The sequence below is a fragment of the Stutzerimonas chloritidismutans genome, from assembly GCF_051486945.1.
Lineage (GTDB): Bacteria > Pseudomonadota > Gammaproteobacteria > Pseudomonadales > Pseudomonadaceae > Stutzerimonas > Stutzerimonas chloritidismutans_B.
Window position 1 is genome coordinate 181,607 of the sequence record NZ_JAHVDX010000001.1, and the last position, 20,831, is coordinate 202,437.

16 protein-coding genes are annotated in these 20,831 nt (G+C 63.7%); 3 read left to right on the plus strand and 13 right to left on the minus strand.

What is annotated here, in order from left to right; all coding sequences use genetic code 11:
• Positions 1-65 precede the first annotated feature (65 nt).
• The 6 genes from KXR72_RS00720 to KXR72_RS00745 form a co-directional block, all read right to left on the minus strand.
• Complete coding sequence (locus tag KXR72_RS00720; protein WP_437419222.1) at positions 66-1,073, minus strand: lysylphosphatidylglycerol synthase domain-containing protein; 1,008 nt, start codon at positions 1,071-1,073, stop codon at positions 66-68.
• Complete coding sequence (gene clsB / locus KXR72_RS00725) at positions 1,070-2,305, minus strand: cardiolipin synthase ClsB (RefSeq protein ID WP_437419223.1); 1,236 nt, start codon at positions 2,303-2,305, stop codon at positions 1,070-1,072. The genes KXR72_RS00720 and clsB overlap by 4 nt, the downstream gene beginning before the upstream one ends.
• Positions 2,302-3,105, minus strand: coding sequence for an endonuclease/exonuclease/phosphatase family protein (locus tag KXR72_RS00730; protein ID WP_437419224.1), 804 nt, complete (start codon positions 3,103-3,105; stop codon positions 2,302-2,304). Before KXR72_RS00730 ends, clsB begins: the two co-directional genes overlap by 4 nt.
• Positions 3,102-4,019, minus strand: coding sequence for a DUF72 domain-containing protein (locus tag KXR72_RS00735; RefSeq protein WP_437419225.1), 918 nt, complete (start codon positions 4,017-4,019; stop codon positions 3,102-3,104). The genes KXR72_RS00730 and KXR72_RS00735 overlap by 4 nt, the downstream gene beginning before the upstream one ends.
• Before the next feature lie 15 nt (positions 4,020-4,034).
• Positions 4,035-5,300, minus strand: coding sequence for a zinc-dependent alcohol dehydrogenase (locus tag KXR72_RS00740; RefSeq protein WP_437419226.1), 1,266 nt, complete (start codon positions 5,298-5,300; stop codon positions 4,035-4,037).
• Between the two features lie 232 nt (positions 5,301-5,532).
• Positions 5,533-6,453, minus strand: coding sequence for a LysR family transcriptional regulator (locus KXR72_RS00745; protein WP_437419227.1), 921 nt, complete (start codon positions 6,451-6,453; stop codon positions 5,533-5,535).
• A 127-nt stretch (positions 6,454-6,580) separates the two neighbouring features.
• On the opposite strand from KXR72_RS00745, the gene KXR72_RS00750 reads away from it, so the two are divergent.
• Positions 6,581-7,372 (plus strand): DODA-type extradiol aromatic ring-opening family dioxygenase, encoded by a 792-nt coding sequence (locus tag KXR72_RS00750; protein ID WP_437419228.1) that lies wholly within the window; start codon positions 6,581-6,583, stop codon positions 7,370-7,372.
• A gap of 19 nt (positions 7,373-7,391) precedes the next feature.
• Complete coding sequence (locus tag KXR72_RS00755; protein WP_437419229.1) at positions 7,392-7,679, plus strand: DUF2218 domain-containing protein; 288 nt, start codon at positions 7,392-7,394, stop codon at positions 7,677-7,679.
• A 407-nt stretch (positions 7,680-8,086) separates the two neighbouring features.
• On the opposite strand, the gene KXR72_RS00760 is transcribed toward KXR72_RS00755, so the two are convergent.
• The 7 genes from KXR72_RS00760 to glgA form a co-directional block, all read right to left on the minus strand.
• Positions 8,087-8,941 (minus strand): M23 family metallopeptidase, encoded by an 855-nt coding sequence (locus tag KXR72_RS00760; protein WP_437419230.1) that lies wholly within the window; start codon positions 8,939-8,941, stop codon positions 8,087-8,089.
• A gap of 217 nt (positions 8,942-9,158) precedes the next feature.
• Positions 9,159-11,309 (minus strand): glycogen debranching protein GlgX, encoded by a 2,151-nt coding sequence (gene glgX, locus KXR72_RS00765; RefSeq protein ID WP_437419231.1) that lies wholly within the window; start codon positions 11,307-11,309, stop codon positions 9,159-9,161.
• Between the two features lie 105 nt (positions 11,310-11,414).
• A complete protein-coding gene (locus KXR72_RS00770) occupies positions 11,415-11,786 on the minus strand; it encodes a DUF2934 domain-containing protein (RefSeq protein ID WP_437419232.1) in 372 nt (123 codons plus the stop codon).
• Positions 11,783-14,596, minus strand: coding sequence for a malto-oligosyltrehalose synthase (locus KXR72_RS00775; protein ID WP_437419233.1), 2,814 nt, complete (start codon positions 14,594-14,596; stop codon positions 11,783-11,785). The genes KXR72_RS00770 and KXR72_RS00775 overlap by 4 nt, the downstream gene beginning before the upstream one ends.
• Complete coding sequence (gene malQ / locus KXR72_RS00780; RefSeq protein WP_437419234.1) at positions 14,593-16,668, minus strand: 4-alpha-glucanotransferase; 2,076 nt, start codon at positions 16,666-16,668, stop codon at positions 14,593-14,595. Before malQ ends, KXR72_RS00775 begins: the two co-directional genes overlap by 4 nt.
• Complete coding sequence (treZ, locus tag KXR72_RS00785; RefSeq protein WP_437419235.1) at positions 16,665-18,434, minus strand: malto-oligosyltrehalose trehalohydrolase; 1,770 nt, start codon at positions 18,432-18,434, stop codon at positions 16,665-16,667. Before treZ ends, malQ begins: the two co-directional genes overlap by 4 nt.
• 12 nt (positions 18,435-18,446) lie before the next feature.
• Positions 18,447-19,997, minus strand: coding sequence for a glycogen synthase GlgA (gene glgA / locus KXR72_RS00790; protein WP_437419236.1), 1,551 nt, complete (start codon positions 19,995-19,997; stop codon positions 18,447-18,449).
• Positions 19,998-20,296: 299 nt separating this feature from the next.
• On the opposite strand from glgA, the gene KXR72_RS00795 reads away from it, so the two are divergent.
• Complete coding sequence (locus tag KXR72_RS00795) at positions 20,297-20,797, plus strand: CinA family protein (protein ID WP_437419237.1); 501 nt, start codon at positions 20,297-20,299, stop codon at positions 20,795-20,797.
• The last annotated feature ends 34 nt before the right edge of the window (positions 20,798-20,831 follow it).

Sequence of the window (20,831 nt, forward strand, 5' to 3'; positions counted from 1 at the left end):
CCGGGCCATCTTTCGATGGTCCGGCTTTTTCATGCCTCGACCGTATGAATCGGTGAAGTCTGGCCTCAGGTGCGGCGCGGCTGAGGTTCTTCGCTGGGGCGGGATTGGTTCCCGGTGCGCAGCTTTTTAGCACGCGCTTCGAGGACGACGTACACCAGTGTCGCGAACACCAGCGGCACCAGGAAGTAGACGACGCGATAGCCGATCAGCCCGCCGACGATCGCACCCTGGCTCAGCTCGTCCGCCAGCATCGCGACGAACACCGCCTCGATTACGCCGAGGCCCGCTGGAATATGTGCCAGCACACCCGCCATGCTGCTGATCATCAGGATGCCCAGCACCTCGGGGTAGGGTGCTTGCTGCGACAGCATGAAATAGACCACCAGCGCCATTAGCGACCAGTTCGACGCGCCGAGCAGCATCTGGAAGGCGGCCAGCCGGAACGACGGTAGGTGGATCTCATGGTTACGGATCGTCCAGTGGCGACGCTTGGACAGCCCACACGCGAGTAGATACGCCAACGCCGCTAGCAGCAGGACGAAGCCCAGCACACGCAGCGCGGTCTGGCCGATTTCCCAGTCTGCCGGCGGGCTGATCCAGCCCATCGCGAAAATCAGCCCGGCCAGCCAGAGATAGCCCAGCCAGTTGGTCAGGATGCTCAGCGTGAACACGCTGGTGATTTGTGACGCGCGCAGGCCGAGCCGCGAGTACAACCTGTAGCGCAAGGCGATACCGCCGACCCAGGCGCTCAGGTTGAGATTGAAGGCATAGCAGACAAAGGTCACCGGGATAATCTGCCGTACCGGCAGGTCATGCCGGGCGTACCGCTTGCCGAGCACGTCATAGCAGCAATACACCGCATAGCTCGTCAGCGTAGCGGCGCCAGCCAGTAGCAGGGTGGTGCCACTGTAGTTGCGCAGCGTCGCCGCCACTTCGCTCCAGTCCAGGTTGCGCGCGAGGCTCACCAGCAGCCCCACAACGAGGATGAAGAAGGCGTAAGTCAGCAACTTCTTGATGACGGGCCAGGCTCGTTTCCAGCGACTGCGTGGCGGGTCGTGGCGGGCTTCGGTCATTGATGGTCTCGCTGCAGCGGCGCGGGGGCGGGCTCGACCGGTTCCGGGTCCAGCAGCTCGAGCTTCGGCCGGTGAGCCGGAAACAGCCCGACCAACTGCGGAAAGTGCCGCAGGAAGTGGAAAATGATGAAGATCAACGGCGCCCGCCACCAGTAACCCCGCACGATGCGCTCCAGCGGAATGCGCCGGCAATCTTCCTGCAGCAGGCGGTCGAGCTTCTCGTGCAACAGCCGGTTGAAGCTGTGGTCGCGGATAATCAGGTTGGCTTCCAGATTGAGCGATAGGCTCAGCGGGTCGAGGTTGCTCGAGCCGACCGTCGACCATTCGTAGTCAGCCAGCGCGACTTTGCCGTGCAGCGGACGGCGGCAGTATTCGTGGATCTCGACCCCGTCGCTCATCAGGTAGTTGTAGAGCATGCGCGCGCCGAACTTGGCGATCGGCATGTCCGGTTGCCCCTGTAAAATCAGCCGGACCCGCACGCCACGCCGCGCCGCGTTGCGAATTTCGCGGAGCACACGGTAGCCCGGGAAGAAATACGCGTTGGCGATCAGCAGCCGCGAGCGGGCGTCGCGGATGGCCTGTAGGTAGTGCTCTTCGATGTCGTTGCGGTGGCTGGCGTTGTCGCGCGTGACGAACAACGCGCGGGCTTCGCCGCGGCTGGCGCCGGCATAGCCGTTGCTATGGCTGCGATCGCGGCGGTGCCACCAGCGGCGTGGCGTCTGGCCGTGGGCGAGGGCGGCAAGAGAGAAGCGATGGATGTCGTGCACCACCGGTCCCTCGATATGCATGGCGTAGTCCTGCTTGGCAGCAGGGCCAAAATCACCGAGGTGATCGGCCGAGAAATTGATACCCCCAATAAAAGCGAGTTCGCCATCGATCACCACGATCTTGCGGTGCATGCGTCGGAACACGTTGATGCGCTTGCCGAGCAACCGCTTGCCGGGGTCGAACATGTGGATGCGCACGCCGGCACGGGTCATGGCTGCGGCGAACTCGCCATCCAGGTCTGCCGAGCCGTAGCCGTCAACGGTGACGTCGACGCTGACCCCACGCTGCGCCGCGTCGATCAGGACTTTTTGCAGCTCCGAGCCGACCTTGTCTTTAAAGAAAATGAAGGTTTCCAGCAGCACTTCGCTTTTCGCGGCCGCGATGGCCTCGAATACGGCGGGGAAAAATTCCTCTCCGTTTTCCAGCAACTGAAGACGATTCCCGTCTCTCCAGTGAAAATTCATAGGTGTATCTCCACCGCCAAGGGCAGATGATCGGACAAGTGCGTCCAGGGTTTGTTACCGAGAATCCTGGCCTGATGGCTGGTCGCGTTACGCACGTAGATGCGATCGAGCCTGAGCATTGGCCAGCGCGCCGGAAAGGTCTTGGCAACCTTGCCATGAGACACCGCGAACACCTCGTGCATGCCAGCGCAGCGGTCGAGCACCTGTGCACCCTTGAGGCGCCAGTCGTTGAAGTCGCCAGCCACCACGACGGGCGCATCCTTCGGCAGCGAGTCGAGTAGCTCGCACAACAGGCGCAACTGCTGCTGGCGGTGCGATTCGCGTAACCCCAGGTGCACGCAGATCGCATGGAACTCATCGTGCCCGGGCACTTGCAGCACGCTGTGCAACAGGCCGCGGCGCTCGGGGCCGGCAATTGAGATATCGAGATTTTCGTAGCGGGTGATGGGGAATTTCGACAGCAGCGCATTGCCATGGTCGCCGTCGGGGTAGACGGCGTTGCGTCCGTAGGCAAAGTCGGTCCAGATGCTGTCGGCAAGAAACTCGTACTGCGACATTTTCGGCCAATCATGGAAGCGCAAGGCGTGCTTCTCGTGCGTGCCGAGGACCTCCTGCAGAAACACCACGTCAGCCGAGACCGACCGGACGGCTTCGCGCAGCTCTGGCAGGATGAAACGTCTGTTCAGGGCAGTGAAGCCTTTATGCGTGTTGACGGTCAGCACGCGTACCGCGTTAACCGCCGTCGACATATGGGCGTCGAGGTCGCTGCTGTCCAGCGGATGGTTCTTGTCCAGATTCAAGCCGGTACTCCTTCCAATATCCCCGGGGTGGTCTGCAGGCCGTCTTCCAGCCCAAGCCGACGCAGCAGTTGGCGAGCGTCATAGGGCGCTCGGACTTTCACGTCGTTGTCGAAATAGCAGTACACCTCGCGCCGCTTGCGTGCGGGCGGCGGGCGGTCGCTGATCAGGTGTGCGTCGTCGGGCTGCTTGCCCTCGCTCCAGCGCTGGATACGCCGGCACCATGCGTCCAGCGCGTCGTCGGTGTAGCCGCTGGTGTAAAGCTCCTCGGCGCCATGTAGACGGATGTAGACGAAGTCGCTGCACAGGTCTTCGCGGTAGGGCCACTTACCGGCGGTATCGGCGATGACCAGCGCCACGTCATAGCGGCGCAGCAGTTCGATGAAGTGAGGGTCGACAAAGCTTTCGTTGCGTATCTCCACGGCATGGCGCAGCTTGCGCTTGCGGTCGATCTGCAAGTAGCTGCGGCCCTCCATGCGCGGCTCGCAGCCCTTGGCCATCTCCAGCGCCGCCTCGGTGTCATGCGGGAGCAAGGCGAGGAAGGCCTCGAAGCGTTCGGCGTCGAATTTGAATGAAGGCGGGAATTGCCAGAGCATCGGGCCGAGCTTGTCCTTTAGCGCAAGCACCCCCGACGCAAGAAAGTTGGCAATGGGTTTCTCGACCTCGCGCAGCCGCAGGATGTGGGTAATGTAGCGCGGCGCCTTGACGCTGAAGACGAAGCCGTCCGGCGTTTCGTCATACCAGGCGGCGTAGAGCTCCGGTCGCTGCAGCGAGTAGAACGAGCCGTTGATCTCGATGCTGCTGACCGCACGCGAGGCGAACTTCAACTCTTTTTTCTGGACCAGTCCCTTGGGGTAGAAGTCGCCTCGCCAGGGTGCGTAACGCCAGCCTGAAATGCCGATATGGATGGCTGCCATCGCGCGCTCCTTGGCCTATCGCGGGTTCTGCATGCTGGTCGGGTCGCTGGCCGGGAAGGTGTCGGCCACGGCCTTGTCGACCCTCGCCTGCGCCTCGGCCGTCTTGCTCGCCCCGCTGCGCTGCGGCTGCAGTTCAACCTTGATCCAGCCCCGTTCGCGGCGATCGAATGCTTCGAACGCGGCGATCGCATCGGGCATCGGTTCCGTCTGAGTGAGGATGGTTTCCGGCGCGATACGTTTGGCCTGGACCATCTCGATCAAGCGCGGGATGTACTTCCGGTGATGGCAGTTGCCCATGTTGATGGTGATGTTGCGGTTCATCGCCATGCCGATCGGGAAGGTCGTCGCATCCGGCGGGTAGACGCCGATGATCGACAGCGTGCCGGCCTTGGCGAGGCTCTGAACACCCCACTCCAGCGCCTGAGAAGGGGCATCGCCCGGGCGCCACTGGCCGTTTTCCTGGCTGCTGGCACCTTCTGCCGGTTTGCCGGAGCAGCAGCCGTGCTCGGCATCTACACCGACCGCGTCGATGACTCGATCAACACCGATGCCACGGGTGAGCCGCTTGATGGTTTCGACGGGATCTTCACGGTTAAAGTCGATGACTTCCGCGCCCTGGCGGCGGGCCATCTTGAGGCGGTCTTCATACTGGTCGATCGCAAACACACGGCCGGCGCCGAGCAGCTTGGCGCTGGCGATGGCGAACTGGCCAACCGGCCCGCAACCGTATACCGCTACCGTGTCGCCGGCCTCGATCTCGGCCATCTCGGCACCGAAATAGCCGGTCGGGAAGATGTCCGAAAGCAGGATCGCCTGGTCATCGGTGATCTCGGCTGGCAGCTTCACCAAGCCGATGTTGGCGAAGGGAATCCGCGCCTTCTCGGCTTGCAGGCCGTGGAAGGGGCCGGTCGCGGCGGGGCCGCCGAAGAAGGAGGTGCCGGCTTCCTTGCCATTCGGGTTGGCCACGTCGCACTGGGCGAAATAGCCGGCCCGGCAGTACGAGCAGTTCCCGCAAGCGATGGTCGAGGGCACGACGACACGGTCGCCAATCTCAAGGTTGCGCACGTCGTCACCCAGCGCTTCGACGATTCCCACGGCCTCGTGGCCGAGAATGGTACCGGGCTTCATACCGCTGAACGTGCCGCGCACGAAATGCAGATCCGTGCCGCAGATGGCCGAGGCGGTGATGCGCACGATGGCGTCGGTGGGTTCCTGGATGCGTGGCTCGTCGACGTCTTCGAGGCGAATGTCGCCGACACCGTGATAGACAACAGCTTTCATGGTTACTCCGTCTGGATCGGGTAGGCATGCTTGCCCGCGGATGATTGGACCTCCCTCGATGCGCCCGGCACCTGACAGCCGGGTCGCGATACTCCGAAGCGCCGCGCACGGGGCGCTCCAGCCGCATTCCTGCTGAATGGCTTGCTCTGTTCTTGGGACTGACCGCAGCTTTCACGGTTCATCTTTTTTTGCGGCGCAGCGCAACGGCCAGCCAGGAGGAGCGGGTGACCGATCAGTCAGCCTGCCGTTCCCAGGGCAGCACGCCGGAAAACGCCTCGACAAGATGATCGACCATCGCGCGCACCTTGGCAGGCGGGCGCCGGTCGGGTGGGTAGACGGCATACACACCGCCGAGCCGCATCGGCTCCTGGTCGAGTTGCAGGGCGATCAGCGTGCCCCGTGCCAGCGCCGCGGACACGATGAACGTCGGTTGGTAGATCAACCCCATGTCACCTTCGGCCGCGGCTACCAGTGCCGCTCCGTTATTGGCGATCAGGTTGCCGGAAATGGGCACGCGCACCTCGCCGGCGCGCCCGAATGCCCATTCCCTCGGGCCCATGCTGGAGAGGCTGTAACCCAAACAATTGTGCTGGGCCAGCTCACCCGTGCGCCGCGGGGTGCCGTGTTCGGCCAAGTAACCCGGGGACGCACACAGCAGCATCGGGCAGTCGGCGACCAGGCGGCGGGCCTGCAGGGGGCTGTCTTCGAGACGCCCAATACGCACGGCCATGTCCCAGTTGCCATCGATCAAGTCCACATGGCTGTCCGTGAAGCCGAGCTCGATGCTGACCTCCGGGTGCCGGCGACTGAAAGCCGGAAGGAGCGGGGCGATGTAGCGGGTACCGAAGGAAAGCGGCACGTTCATTCTGAGCAGCCCCTTCGCCTCGACCCGCTGGGAGGCTACGCTCGCCTCGGCTTCGTCGATCTCCGGCAGGATGCGCAGGCAGGCCTCCAGGTAGCTGGTGCCCGCTGCGGTCAGGTTGAGCCGGCGTGTACTGCGGTGGAACAGCTTCACACCCAGCCGGCTTTCGAGCGCATCCACGTGTTTGGTCGCCATCGCCGGAGACATGCCGACCAGCCGTGCTGCTGCCGACAGACTGCCGGCCTGGGCGGCGCGGACGAACACTCGCATTCCCGTCACTTGGTCGAGCATCGGATTTCCTACTTTCAGTGAGAACTGTAGTGGTGTTTTGGCGGTTTAACGCCTGCCGAAGTGTAATTCATACTTCCGCCTCATCGCTGACCACGCAGGCTTAACCATGAACGATCGACCGAGCCGTATGCCGACGCTGTTCGTCCCGCATGGCGCTGGCCCTTGCTTCTTCATGGATTGGAATCCGGCCGACGCTTGGGATCGGATGCGCGCCTACCTTGAGAACATCGCTGCCACGTTGCCCGAGCGACCACGCGCCATCGTGGTCGTCTCAGGACACTGGCTCGAGCCGCAGATCCGTGTCACGGCTCATCCGAACCCGGCACTCATCTTCGACTATTACGGTTTTCCCGAGCACACCTACCAGCTTGCCTACCCGGCACCGGGCAGCCCAGCGCTCGCCGACGCCATTGTGAAGCGGCTGTGCGACGCGCACATACCGGCGGCGAGCGATCCGCAGCGCGGCCTCGACCATGGTGTTTTCGTGCCGCTTAAGTTGATGTTTCCCGACGCGGACATTCCTGTCGTGCAGGTTTCCCTTCGCAGCGACCTCGATGCTGAGGCTCACCTGGCACTTGGCCGCGCGTTGGCACCGTTGCGCGACGAAGGCGTGCTGATCGTGGGCAGCGGCATGAGCTTTCACAACATGCGCGGCTATGGTGATCCCGCGTTTACGCCTATTTCAGAACAGTTCGACGACTGGCTGGTCCAGACCGTGTCAGCAACGGGTGCCGCACGCGAAGCTGCTCTTCGCGGCTGGACACAAGCGCCGGTTGCACGACTTTGCCACCCGCCCCGCGCCGAGGAACATCTGCTGCCGCTGCTGGTGGCCGCCGGCGCCGCGGGGGACAGCATCGGCCGCCAAAGCTTCTCCGACACCGTCATGCACACGGCGTTGTCGGGCTTCCAATTCGGCTAACACCTTCAGGAGAGACGACATGCTCGAATCCACCGTACAAATCACCACCGCCGACCCGAGCCGCCTGATCCGCCGGCTCTGTAAGCACTGGAGCCATAAGTTCGACGTCACCTATGACGACCAGCAGGGCAGCATCCCGCTAGGCAGTGGCCATTGCCAACTCACCGCTGGCGAGGGCAGTCTGACCGCCGGCGTCCGCGCCGAAGATGAAGCGCAGCTAGAAAAGCTTGAGCATGTCGTCGCCGATCACCTCCAACGGATGGCCGCGGAAGAGACCTTTACATTCCACTGGAAGCGGCACGGTTAAGACGCCTGCCGCTTTTGATCGCGGGTTGCGGCCCAATCCGCGTTCGAAGGAGCCTGCTTGCTGGCGATCCGAAGCAACGCCGTGACCTCGATCGCGAGCAAGCTCGCTCCTACACGGACCATGACTCATCACCCGTGGGAAGCATCTTCACGCCAATCCGCTTTAGTAGGAGCCAGCTTGCTGGCGATCCGGCGCCACGCCGAGACCTCGATCGCGAGCAAGCTCGCTCCTACACGGACCAGGACCCACCACCCGAGGGAAGCCATCTTCACGCCCAATCCCCTTGCTTTCGTAGGAGCCAGCTTGCTGGCGATCCGGTGCCACGCCGCGATTTAAATCGCGAGCAAGCGCGCGCCTACAGGCGCATTGGCTGAGCACCGATAGAAGCGGGCTGAGACCAGGCGGACTCAGTCATTGCGCGCGAAATTGGGAAGGGCGCTGACGGGGCGGTTGAAGCGGAAGGGGATGGAGACGAGGGAATCGCCGTAGGGCTTCTGCACCACGAAGTGCAAGTGCGGGCCGGTGCTTCGGCCGGTGTTGCCGGAGTGGCCGAGCAAGGTGCCGGTCTTGACCTTCTGCCCGCGGGTGACACTGACCGAGCCGCGTTTGAGGTGCAGGTAGGCGCTGTGGGTGCCGTCAGCATGTTCGACACGCACGTAGTTGCCCGCCGGATTGGGCAGGCGGCCACCCTGGCCGTCATGCACCTCGACCACGATGCCGTCGCGTGCTGCCACGATAGGCGTGCCGACCGGCATGGCGACATCCACGGCATAGCGCCCCTTCGGCGAGTTGTGGCTGAAATCTCCACCGGCGCCCTGGGATATGTGGAAGGGGCCACCTTTCCACGGCAGGGCGTAGGCGTGGCCACCGACCGAACCGGCTTTGCCGGGCTCCGGCGAATAGATCAGCGCATAGCTGAACGACTGCTGGTACATCATTGGGTAGCCGGCCTGGCGTTTGCGCAGGGTGGCGACGCGCAGCCGCGTGCGGGCCGGAACTGTCTTGCGAACCACACCCTTGCCAACGCCGGTGACGTTGACCAGTCGGGTCAGGCGCAGCACCACTTCCACCGGCACGTCGGTTTCATTGTTCACGTCCATCGCTTTGCCGCCGCGGATGGTGTTGACCATCAACCGGACATTGCCCGGTTTGCCGGCAGGCAGCGTGGCATTGGTAATGGCGCCACCCGCTAGCGCAGGTTGAAGGTCGAGCGCGCTGATGATCAGCAGAGCAAGGGCGAAGACGAGGCGGGATGCGGGCATTTGGGTGTGATCCATCACGGAGGGACAACCTGCCTGCGGCTGGCAGGACACATCCGTCGGGTTCATTGGTAGGGCCGCGTTAGGCGTGAGCCACGCAGGACACGCCCGGGTTGGGACTGGTCGCAATGGCCTGGGTTCACTACCGCACGTCGGCGAATGCACTGCGGTAGTGAACCGAGGCCGCCAGCGAAACCGCCGCTGGCGACGTGGCTCCTGGCTATTCTTCTTCCTTGATCAGTTCGAACAGCAACAGCGACCGGCCGGTGATCGCGTATTCATCATCGAAATCGAAGCGCGCCGTACGGGCGTTCGGATCGTTGGTGTCGATCAACCGGTTCCAGAAAATGCCCTGCGGCGACTCCGGTAGTTTGAAATTCACCACGTCGTGATGAGCATTGACCACCAGCAGCAAGGTGGCGTCAGAGCCGGCCTTGCGGATACCGGTCGCCTGAGCGCGGCCGTCGAGCAACATGCCCATGCAGCGGTTGTTGCCGTCTTCCCAGTGCTCGACGGTCATTTCCTCGCCGTGCGGCGCCAGCCAGGTGACGTCCTTGACGCCCAACTCTTCGTTGTACGCGCCTACCAGGAAGCGCCCGCGCCGCAGCATCGGATAACGTTGACGCAGCCGGATTAGCTTGCGCACGAAGCCTTGTAGCACGCGGCTCTGCTCCGGTATTTCCCAGTTGACCCAGCCGATCTCGCTGTCCTGGCAGTAGGCGTTGTTGTTGCCGTGCTGGGTACGGGCGAATTCGTCCCCAGCGACGATCATCGGTGTGCCTTGGGAGAAGAGCAGGGTGGCGAAGAAGTTACGCATCTGGCGGAAGCGCAGTTCGTTGATCTCCGGGTCGTCCGTCGGGCCTTCCACGCCATGGTTCCAGGAGATGTTGTTACTGCTGCCGTCGCGGTTGTCCTCGTCGTTCGCCTCGTTGTGCTTGTCGTTGTACGACACGAGGTCGTTCATGGTGAAACCATCATGCGCAGTGATGAAGTTCACCGAGCTGAACGGGCGCCGGCCACGTTGGTTGTACAAATCGCCGGAGCCGGTCAGGCGCGCGGCGAAGTCAGGAAGCTTGTCTCCATCACCCTTCCAGAACGCGCGGACGGTGTCGCGATACTGGTCGTTCCATTCCGCCCAGCCAGGCGGGAAGCCGCCGACCTGGTAGCCTCCCGGGCCGCAGTCCCAGGGCTCGGCGATGAGCTTGGTCTTGGCGAGTACCGGGTCCTGCCGGCAGGCGACGAGGAAGCCGTGACGTTCGTCGTAACCGTCATGTTCACGCCCGAGGATGGTTGCCAAGTCGAAACGGAAGCCATCGACGTGCATCTCCTCCGCCCAGTAGCGCAGCGAATCGGTGACCATCTGCACGACGCAGGGGTGACTCATGTCCAGCGTGTTGCCTGTGCCCGAGTCATTGATGTAGTAGCGCTTCTGGTCCGGCATCAAGCGGTAGTAGGAGGCGTTGTCGATACCGCGCATGGATAGCGTCGGGCCGAGCTCGTTGCCCTCGGCGGTGTGGTTGTAGACCACATCGAGAATGACCTCGAGATCGGCGTTGTGCAGGTGCGCGACCATTTCCTTGAACTCGCTGATCTTGCCGCTCGCCAGGTACTTTGGGTGCGGTGCGAAGAAGGCGATGCTGTTGTAGCCCCAGTAGTTGCTCATTCCTTTTTCGAGCAGGTGCTGATCCTGGACGAAACCGTGAATCGGCAAAAATTCGATGGACGAGACGCCGAGCTTGCGGACGTAGTCGATCACGTCCGGTGACTTGAAGCCGGCAAAGGTGCCGCGCATGTCTTCAGGAACAGACGGGTGGCGCATGGTGAAACCACGCACATGGGTCTCGTAGATGATCGTCCGATCCCACGGCACCTGCACGGGGCGGTCGTGCCCCCAGGTGAAGGCCGGGTCGATGATCTTGGATTTCGGCACGAAGGGCGCGCTGTCTCGCTCGTCGAAACTGAGGTCGGCATCCTTGTGACCGATGGTGTAACCGAACAGCGCCTCGGACCACTTCAGGCCGCCAACCAATTGTTTGGCGTAAGGGTCGATGAGCAATTTGTTCGGGTTGAAACGGTGGCCGGCGTCCGGCTCGTAGGGGCCGTATACGCGATAGCCGTAAATCTGGCCGGGATGAGCGTCCGGCAGGTAGCCATGCCAGATCTCATCGGTGTATTCGGGCAGTTCGATACGCTCGAGCTCGGTCTCGCCGTCGGTGTCGAACAAGCAAAGTTCGACCTTGGTGGCATTGGCGGAGAAGATCGCGAAGTTGACGCCCAGCCCGTCCCAGGTCGCGCCGAGGGGAAAGGGTAGCCCCTCACGAATCCGCGACGGAATCAGAACGTGGGGCGCAGCAGGTTTTTTCTTGCTCATGACATCTCCAGTGACTACGCGTGACAGAGGCTGCGCCGATCGAGCGGACGCACTGACCCGCCGGCTCCCACAGGAAGCCGGAACGGGTGCCGGACCTCGTGTCGTTCAGGTTTCTTTCTTGGTGCGCGGCGTACGCGCCTTCTTCACGCCTTCCGGGGTGCCTTCGGCGGCATCCGTGCTGGCTTTGGCCTTGGCTTTCTCCGGGCTCTTGGCTGCAGCGGGCGCCTTGGCGGGCTTGGCTTCCTTTGGCTCCTTCGGCTTGGCCGCGCGGGTGGTCTTGGCCGCTGGCGTCGCGTCGGTAGGCTTGGTTGCGGTCTTGCGGGCGCGTGCGGCTGGTTTAGCGCCGGGCTTCGCCTTTTCCGCCTCTACCAGCTTGCGAGCCATTTCCCAGTGACGCGCATCCTGGCCTTCTGGCCGACCCTCCGACACCCAGATGTCATATGCGAATTCGCGGATGCGCTGCTCGTCGTTCGTCATCGTTCTGATTCTCCTGTTGAACTGATTGATAGCTGTAAAACCGCCAGGGGGAGCTGCTGCAGAACCTCATCCAGATTCAGGACTGCTTGTTTGGGTCTGACTGTGTTTGCGTCGAAAAGTCGCTCGAGGGCATGACCGCTCAGCGCCTCGGGCAAGATCAGCCGCGTATCCGTCCAGCGCTCGGCCGGCACCTGAGGCGCCGTTGCATCTCCGAGCAGGGCGCTGGAGAGCCGCGTCGCGACAACGACCGCCCAGTGGCCTTGCCATTCACGGGCGAACGCAATCAGGTGCTCGGCCTGTTCGCCTTCGACTTTCAGCGGCAGATAACGGCCCTCGGTGAAGAGAAGCGGCAGGGTGCGGCGCAGTTTCAAGGTGCGTGCGATCAGCCATTGTTTGATGCGGCCGTCCTTCCAGTGCGCGAGCAGCTCGGCAGGATCGGCCTCAGGGTTGAGTTGCTGGCGGCGCGTGTCGTAATCGACAGGGCGGCGGTTGTCCGGGTCGACGAGGCTGAAGTCCCAACGATCCGCGCCCTGGTACAGGTCCGGGACGCCGGGCGTGGTCATGCGCAGCAGCGTCTGGACCAGGCTGTTGAGCGCGCCGGCGGGTGCCAACTCGGCAGCCGCTGCAGCGATGTCGTTGCGCAGAGTCCTGGCCTGGTCATCGAGCAGCAGTGCCCGGGTATAAGCCTGGCAGGCGCCTTCGTAGTCAGCGTTGGGGTCGGTCCAGGTGGTGCGCAGTTTCGCTTCGCGAAGCGCCTTCTCCTGCCACTTGACGATGCGCTCGCAGTAGCGTTCGAGGCCAGGTGCATCGTCCGGGCTCAGGTCGAGCGGCCAGCTGCCCAGCAGGATCTGGTACAGCAGCATCTCGTCGGCGGGCGAGGGTGCCGGGCCGTCCGGCAGGGCCTGGCGCAGCCCGTAGGCGAGCTGCCGCCAGTGGCGAACCTTCTCGGCGTACCAGTCGGCGCGCTCGCTGATGACGGTCATACGCGCACGGGTGTCTTCGCCGCGCTTGTGATCATGGGTCGCGGTGGTCAGCAGGTTGCGCGGAAAATGTTCAGCGCGCGCCAGGCATTCATCATGGAAGGCCTCGACCGAGGCGCTGAACGTTTGCGGGTCAAAGCCCACGTCGTTGCGTGACAGCAGTGCGCCGGAACGGTAGCAGGCGGTGTCCTCGACAGCTTTGGCGGCGGCGGGCGAGGTGAGCTGCTGGAAACGGGTGCAGGCGTAACGGCGCAGGCGGCGCGCGGGGCCAGGCGGTAGCGTGCGCAGATTCTGCCCACCAAGCCAGCGGTCGAGGTGATCGAGCAGCGGCCAGTCCGCTTCGCCCAAGGTGGTTCGAGCACCGGCCAGTGCCTGCTGGAAGAAGGGTTCGTCAGCTTCGCGACGGCCGCGTGCCGCGATATAGGTGCGGTACACCGGAAAATGCACGATCAATTCGAGCAATGCACGGCGAATCGCGCCCAGCGTAATGTCGCGGGTCATCACGTCATAACGCGCGACTTGCAGCAGGGCTTGCGCAACGGTCTCGAAATCGCCGGCCAGCGGCCCGGTCAGCACCAGTTGCCGGGCTGCCCGCACCTCCTCCATGAAGTCGGCGGGGCGTTCGGCGGTTTCGCTCCAGAGTTCGCACAGCACGGCTTTGCCGGCCGGATCGTGCTGCAGCAGCGACACCTGGTTCATGAATTCATAGCCGGTGGTGCCGTCCACGCCCCAATCGTCATGCAGGCGCTCGCCCTCGGCGAGGATCTTCTCCACATAGATGGGCACATGGTCCTGCGCGGCCTCATGTGGGCGCGCCGCGTTGAGCCGATCGACGCGGCGGCGCAACGTACGGCAATAACCGCGAGGGTTGGCCAGGCCGTCTACGTGGTCGATACGCAACCCGTCGACGAGCCCTTCGCTGATCAGCTCGAAAATCTTGGCGTGGGTCTCTTCGAATACAACCGGCCGCTCGACGCGCAAGCCGCCCAGTTCGTTGATGTCGAAAAACCGCCGCCAGTTGATGTCGTCACCGGCGGTGCGCCAGCTGGCGAGCCGGTAGTGCTGGCGTTCGAGAAGCCCATGCAGGCGCTTGAAGCCATCCTCGGTGGTGCCATCGTAATGAGCCAAGGCCGCTTCCAGCGTCTGGCGGATGCTGCTGTCCTCCAGCAGACGGGACAGGTCCGCGCGCAATTCGCGGGCGGTCTGGTAGGGTGCCGGAGCTGTCTTGAGCGCGTCGAAGTGTTGCGCCAGGCTGCGCAGCTCAGGCTGGTCCGTCTGCCGCAGGATCTCGCCGTAGCTGGGCGGCGTGATGGGAAACCGGTGCTCGTAGTGCTCGGCGTAGAAGGCGCCGTTGTCGATGTCCAGGCGTAGCACGACGGTGCCTTGCTGGAGCGCCTCGCCATAGTCGCTGCCGAGAAACGGGACCAGCAGTTGGCCTTCGAGCAATGGATCCGGCGAGTTCCACTGGATATCGAAGAACTGCGCGTAGGGGCTGCGACGCCCCCATTCCAGGACGTCCAGCCACCAGGCATTGCCCGAGCCGCCAACGGCCATATGGTTGGAAACGATATCCAGGATCAGCCCCATGTCCCGCCGGCGCAGCGCCTCGACGAAGCGCCGCAGGGCCGGCTCGCCGCCCAGTTCAGGATTGATGCGGGTCGGGTCGATCACATCGTAGCCGTGCATCGAGCCGGGGCGGGCGGTCAGCAGTGGTGAGGCATAAACGTGGCTGATGCCGAGGTCGGCGAAGTAGTCGACGAGCGCGGTCGCGTCGTCAAGCGTGAAGTCACGGTGAAACTGCAATCGCAGTGTGGCGCTGAGGTCTCTCATCGATGATTTCCAGTTGACTGCTTGCGCGCCTTGTCGAGAACGGCCAGGCGTCGCTGGCAGCCGGGTTGGTCGAGCAGCGATGCACTGTCGGTGGGGTAACGGCGGCGCCAGTTCGGGTGGGTGTCGACGATGCCGGGCAGGTTCGGCTGCTCGAGCAGGCAGAGCGCGTCTTCGACGGGGAACAGCACCAGTGGGGCTGGGGTGCGACCGAGGAAAGCCGCGCAGGCGTCGGCTAGCACCTCGGGGTCATCCAGGTCTCCGTCGATTTCCGGTGCGTGCTTGCGGAGCAGGTGCAACAAGCCGTTGCGCTCGCGCTGACGTTCCTCCTGCTGCTGCGGCCGCTCGTGCTCCTGGTTTTGACCGACGCGGATGCGCCAGTCGATGTCGTTTGCCTGCCACCAACCATTGATGGTCGGCAGGTCGTGGGTCGTCGACGTGGCTATCGCGCTGTCGGGCCACTCCTGCGGCTCCTTGAACGTGCCGTTGTGGTCGCGCTCGAAGAACAGAACACGCATGCCAAGCAGCCCTCGGGCAGCGAGCTTTTCGCGCAGGCCAGCGGGAACGGTGCCCAGATCCTCGCCGAGAATCACGGCGCCGCGCCGCCAGGCTTCCAGCGATAGCAGCCGCAGCAAGTCATCGAAGGGGTAGTTGAGGTAGGCGCCGTCCTTCGGGCCGGCACCGGCCGGCGTTACCCAGAGCCGCATCAGGCCCATCACATGGTCGATCCGCATGCCGCCGGCATGGGCGAGGTTGGCGCGGACCATCTCGATGAAGGCGCGGTAGCCGTGCGCCTTGAGGCCCCAGGGCGAAAATGCCGAGATGCCCCAGCTCTGGCCCTGGCGGTTGATGATGTCTGGCGGTGCACCGACGCTGACGGAGGCCAGCACCTCGTCCTGGCGGCTCCAGGCCTGGCTGCCGCCACCGTCGGCACCGACGGCGAGATCGCTGATCAGGCCAATCTTCATCCCAGCGCTGCGTGCGGCGGTTTGGGCACGTTCCAACCCACGGGCAATGAGCCACTGGCAGAAGGCGTAATAGCTGACCTCATGCGCATGCTCGGCGGCAAAACGTTCGATAGCGGGACTTTCCGGCGAACGATATTCCTCCGGCCAGTTGCGCCAGTGCTGCGGATAGCCCTCGGGACCAAGCAGTGCGGCATGTAAGGCTTCAAACCGGCAGTGGTTTTCCAAGGCTTCGCCACCGGCTTCGCGGAAGCTGTCGAAGTCAGCCTGTTGTGCGTTGCCGCCCTTGGAAAAGTCCTCGAACAGCGCCCGAAGCAGGCATTGCCGGGTGCGTGATACGGCGTCCCAATCGATCAGCTCCAACGACTCCAGCCGCTCGAGTTCATCAGCCAAACCGCAGGACTCGACCGCCATACGTAGCGCCTTTTCCCCGAGAATCGTCTCCGGCGAACTGTGCAGCACGTTGAAGAACAACCGGCTGGAAGGGGAGTAAGGGCTGTACTGGCCACTGTTACCTGGAAACATGGCGTGCAACGGGCTGATGCCCAATGCATCGGCACCATGGGCAGCGGCGTTACGGGCGACCGCTTCGAGTGCCTGGGTGTCACCCAGCCCGCCATCACCAGGGCGGCGCAGGCCGTAAACCTGCACCGCCAGCCCCCAGGCGTTCGGGCCGGCGACCTCTTCCACACGAGGGCAGGCCGGCGGCGCGACAGCGATCGCCAGGTGCTGGCCATTCACTTCGAGGCGGTGATAACCCGGCGTTTCGATGGCCGGCAGGCGTGCCTGATTGTCCAGCGTGCCGTCCTGTACCGGCCCGCCTTCGAGTTCGAGGCGGAATCGGGCACCGGGCTCGAAATAGCGGCGCAGGTCGAGCGCGGCGGCGTAATCGACGGTGAGCATGGGTGGCACACCGCTGCTGCCATCGATGGTCGCCAGCTTCTCCAGGCTCTGCTCGACATCGGCATCCGTGTCGGCGGCCAGGCCAAGACCCTTGAGCACGGCCCGCAGGGTATCGGGCGGTACGCGCTGGTCGCGCCCGTCGGCGTCAACCCAATCGATGGACAGGCCCGCCGCCTCGGCGAGGCGGTTCAGTCGTTCATCGCTCATACGGCATCTCCAGCGTCATGCAAGTACATCCGGGCGGTGTGCGCCGGTAGCGTGTGCGCATCGCCTCCATCACGGCTGCTGTGCAGCAATCGGCCTCCGGTAGCCAGCGTTCGCACGTCGCTCTTGCCGAGATTGAGCTCTAGACGCAGCACTGTGCCGTCGCCCATCTGCCAGCGGGCACGCGCAGCAGCCTCGCCAAGTATTTCGGCGCGCAGGAAGCGCGAGCCTTCAAGGCGTGGCACGACCTCCGCGTGGCGGAGCTGCAGGAGCTGCCGGTAGAGGGCGAGCCACGCGGCATGTTCGGCCGTGTCGCGCTTGGCGTAGTCAGGCCGGGACGCCTCGAACGTGCCGACCTCGTTCGGGTCGGGAATGCGCTCGCGGGTGTGTTCGTCAGCAAATTCAGCAAACTCGGCGAACTCACCCCGGCGGCCTTCGCGCACGGCCTCCGCCAGCTCGCCGTGATGGCTGGTGAAGAACAGAAAGGGCTCGCGTGCGCCCCATTCTTCGCCCATGAATAGCAGCGGAATCATTGGCGAGAGCAGCAGCACCGTAGTGGCGGCTTTCAGGGAATCAGGATCGGTGAGGCCAATCAAACGATCGCCGAAGGCTCGGTTGCCGGTCTGATCATGGTTTTGCAGAAACAGCACGAACGCCGTAGGCGAGAGATGCCCGCTGGGTTCTCCTCGGGATTCGCCACGCCGGTTTTGGTGGCCTTGATAGACGAAGCCTTGGCCGAGGAAGCGCACCAGTTTGTCGGTCGCATCGCTGTGATAGTCAGCGTAATAACCCTGGCGCTCATCAGTGAGCAATGTGTGCAGCACATTGTGGCCGTCGTCGTTCCACTGCGCGGTAAATCCCTGGGTGAGCAGGCTGGCGCGGTTATCTTCGTTTTCCAACACGAGGTGGACGTAACGGCCCGGCTCGGTCTCGGCGCGCACGCGCTCGGCCAGCTCCGTCAGAAAACTGCGGTCGGGGATCGCATGCACAGCGTCCATCCGCAGGCCATCGAACCGATACTCCATCAGCCACATCAACGCGTTGTCGATGAAGAAATCCCGCACTTCGCGGCGGCGAAAATCGATGGCATCGCCCCAGGGCGTCTGCTGGTCGTGCCGGAAAAAATGCTTGGCATAGCGGCCCAGATAATTGCCGTCCGGGCCGAAGTGGTTGTAGACCACATCGATGAACACCATCAGGCCCAGCCCGTGGGCCGTATCGATGAGGTGCTTGAGTTCGTCCGGGCTGCCATAGCTGGCCTCGGGCGCGTACAGCAGCACGCCGTCGTAGCCCCAGTTGCGGTCGCCCGGAAACTCGGCCAGCGGCATCAGCTCGATCGCGGTGACGCCGAGATCGACCAAGTCGCCAAGACGGCGCTCGATTTCCGCATACCCGCCGTAGGCGCCGACGTGCAGTTCGTAAAGCACGGTTTCGTGCCACGGCCGGCCTTGCCAGCCTTCGCTCTGCCAGCGGTAGCGCTTGGGGTCGACGACGAGGCTAGGACCGTGCACGTCGTCGGCCTGCGCGCGGGACGCCGGATCGGGCACCTTGAGTTCATCGTCAATGAGAAAGCGGTATGCGGTGCCGGCCGGCGCATCGGTATCGATGCCGTACCAGCCGTGTTCATCGCCTTGCATCGGTAGCGTATCGCCACCTTCGAGTACCAGGCTGACGCTTTGCGCGTCCGGGGCCCAAAGGCTGAACCGGGTACGGGAATTCTCAAGTAGCTCCGGTCCGTGTCGCCCAGTACGGGCAGGCCTGTTTTGCATTGATCGACCTCGTCAGATAGTTGCAGTGACCTCTCGCCGAGTGCCCAGCAATTGCTGATACAACCGGTCATAGGGTTCGATCGCGTGGCTCCAGAAAAATCCCCCACTCATCGCACGGCACCGCATCGCATTGAGCAGTTGCGGATTCCGGTGAACCGCCAGTGCGCGCTCGACCGCTTGGCGGTAGCTTTCGACCGTCGCCTCGCCGAACAGGAAGCCCGTTACGCCATCGTCGATGCTGTCCGCCAGCCCGCCGGTGCGGTGGGCGATAGGCAGCGAGGCAAAGCGCTGCGCGTACATCTGGCTCAAGCCGCAGGGCTCGTAGCGCGACGGCATCAGCAGGAAGTCGCTGCCGCCGAACAGGCGCCGGGCGTCGGTTTCGTTGAAGCCGATGTGCGCACCGACACGGCCCGGGAACCGTTCCGCCAGGCGCCGCACTTCGTCTTCGATATGGGGTTCGCCACGGCCGAGAATGGCCAGTTGGCCGCCGCGCTCGACGATGGTTTCGGCGACTGCGATGGTCAGATCGATGCCTTTCTGGTGCACCAGGCGGGACACGACCGAGAACAGCGGGCCGTCGCCCTGATCGAGCCCGAACAGCTCGCGGACGTGGGCCGCATTGGCGCGCTTGCCCTCCCAGTCATTCGGCCCGAACGCGCTGATCAGGTGCTGGCAGCTTTGGGGCTCCCAGGTTTCGTCGATGCCGTTGAGCAGGCCACTGAGCAGCCCCTGCCGCGCTTTCAGGCTGAGGAAGCCTTCCATGCCGCAACCAAAGGCGGGCGTGGTGATTTCCTCGGCGTAGGTGGCGCTGACGGTCGTCACGCGGTTGGCGTAGGCGATACCCGCCTTGAGCAGGGACAGCGCGCCGTAGAACTCCATCCGCTCCGGGCCGCAGGCTTCCATCGGAATGCCCAGTGCACGGCGCTGGCTCATGTCGATGTTGCCCTGGTAGGCGAGGTTGTGAATGGTGAACACGCTCGGTGTGCTCAGGCCGCGCCAGTGCATATAGGCGGGCGTGAGGCCGGTCGGCCAGTCGTGGGCATGCACGAGGTCGGGCGTCCAGCGGATGCCGGCGGTGCAGGCGGCGATGTCAGCCGCGACCATGCACAGGCGGGCGAAACGCACCGGGTTGTCCGGCCAGTCATTGCCGTGTTCGTCCCCGTAGGGCAGCCCGTCACGCTCGTATAACTCGGGGCAGATCACCACGTAGATGATCAGGCCGTCGGGCATGTCCAGTCGGCCGATTTTGCAGCTCGGTAGGTCGCCATGGGACATGACGCTGCCAACGATGCGAATCGGCTCGCCGCACTGCATTACCTGCGTGTAACCAGGGATCAATACGCGCACGTCATGCCGCGCGCCCAACGCGCGTGGCAGCGCGGCGGACACATCGGCGAGCCCGCCGGTCTTGACCAGGTCGGTCAGCTCGGAGGTGACGAAGAGGATTTTTTTCTTGTCGTCCTGCGTGCTGCGAAGCTGCAGGACGGGACGTTCAGCGAGCGCTCCCGGGTGTTGAAGTGCATTCGGGCGGGCGAGCCGGGTGTTGACAGCAGCGATACTCATAGCACTTCTCCCCAATGACCGGCCCCCTGGCCAGGTCAGTTACGAGCACATTTCTCCCACACAGCGTTCATCTGAGCGCTGCAAAACCATGAGCACGGCAAGGCATGAAAACGTTATTGGAGGCCGCGGGAACCGCGGCGTAGAGCTTCGTCGGCCCTACCTTGAAAGCAGACCGGGGGTCTGTGAATAAGTTCTCACTTTCCGCCGGAAGGGCCGGCGCGGGAACTTTGCAATTTGCGGCCGGTTCCCAAACCTGACCAGACAGATACTTTTTCAGGGCGCCAGCCGGAGCGAAACGAATGCAAGACCTTTCTGAAATCGTGCGGTTTCTGAGTGACAAGCAGATGAAATTGACCACTGCCGAATCCTGCACCTGTGGCCTGATGGCCTCCTTGTTGGGCGACATTCCAGGCTGCGGCCAGGTGCTCGACAGCGGGTTCGTCGTCTATTCGCCCAAGGCGAAGAACCGCCTGCTGCACGTCAGCTTCGAAACCATCGAAACCTTTGGCCTGACCAGCGAGGAAGTCGCCACCGAAATGGCCATCGGCGCACTGAACGCGAGCGTCGCTGACGTTGCCATCGCCAATACGGGTGTCGCCGACGACAGCGAAGAAGACGAGGGCGGCACCCAGTGCTATGCCTTTGCCCTGATGCAAGGTGAACGCCAGGTCAGCATCAGCGAGACCGTGCAGTTCGAAGGGGACCGGGTCGAGATCCGCAAGCAGGCGGCGAGGTACGGGCTAGAGCAGTTGCCGAGTAAATACGAGCTTCTGCTGCGCAAGCTGAACCACGAGAACTGATCGCCGCCGCGCCCAGCCACCGCACCGAAACCCC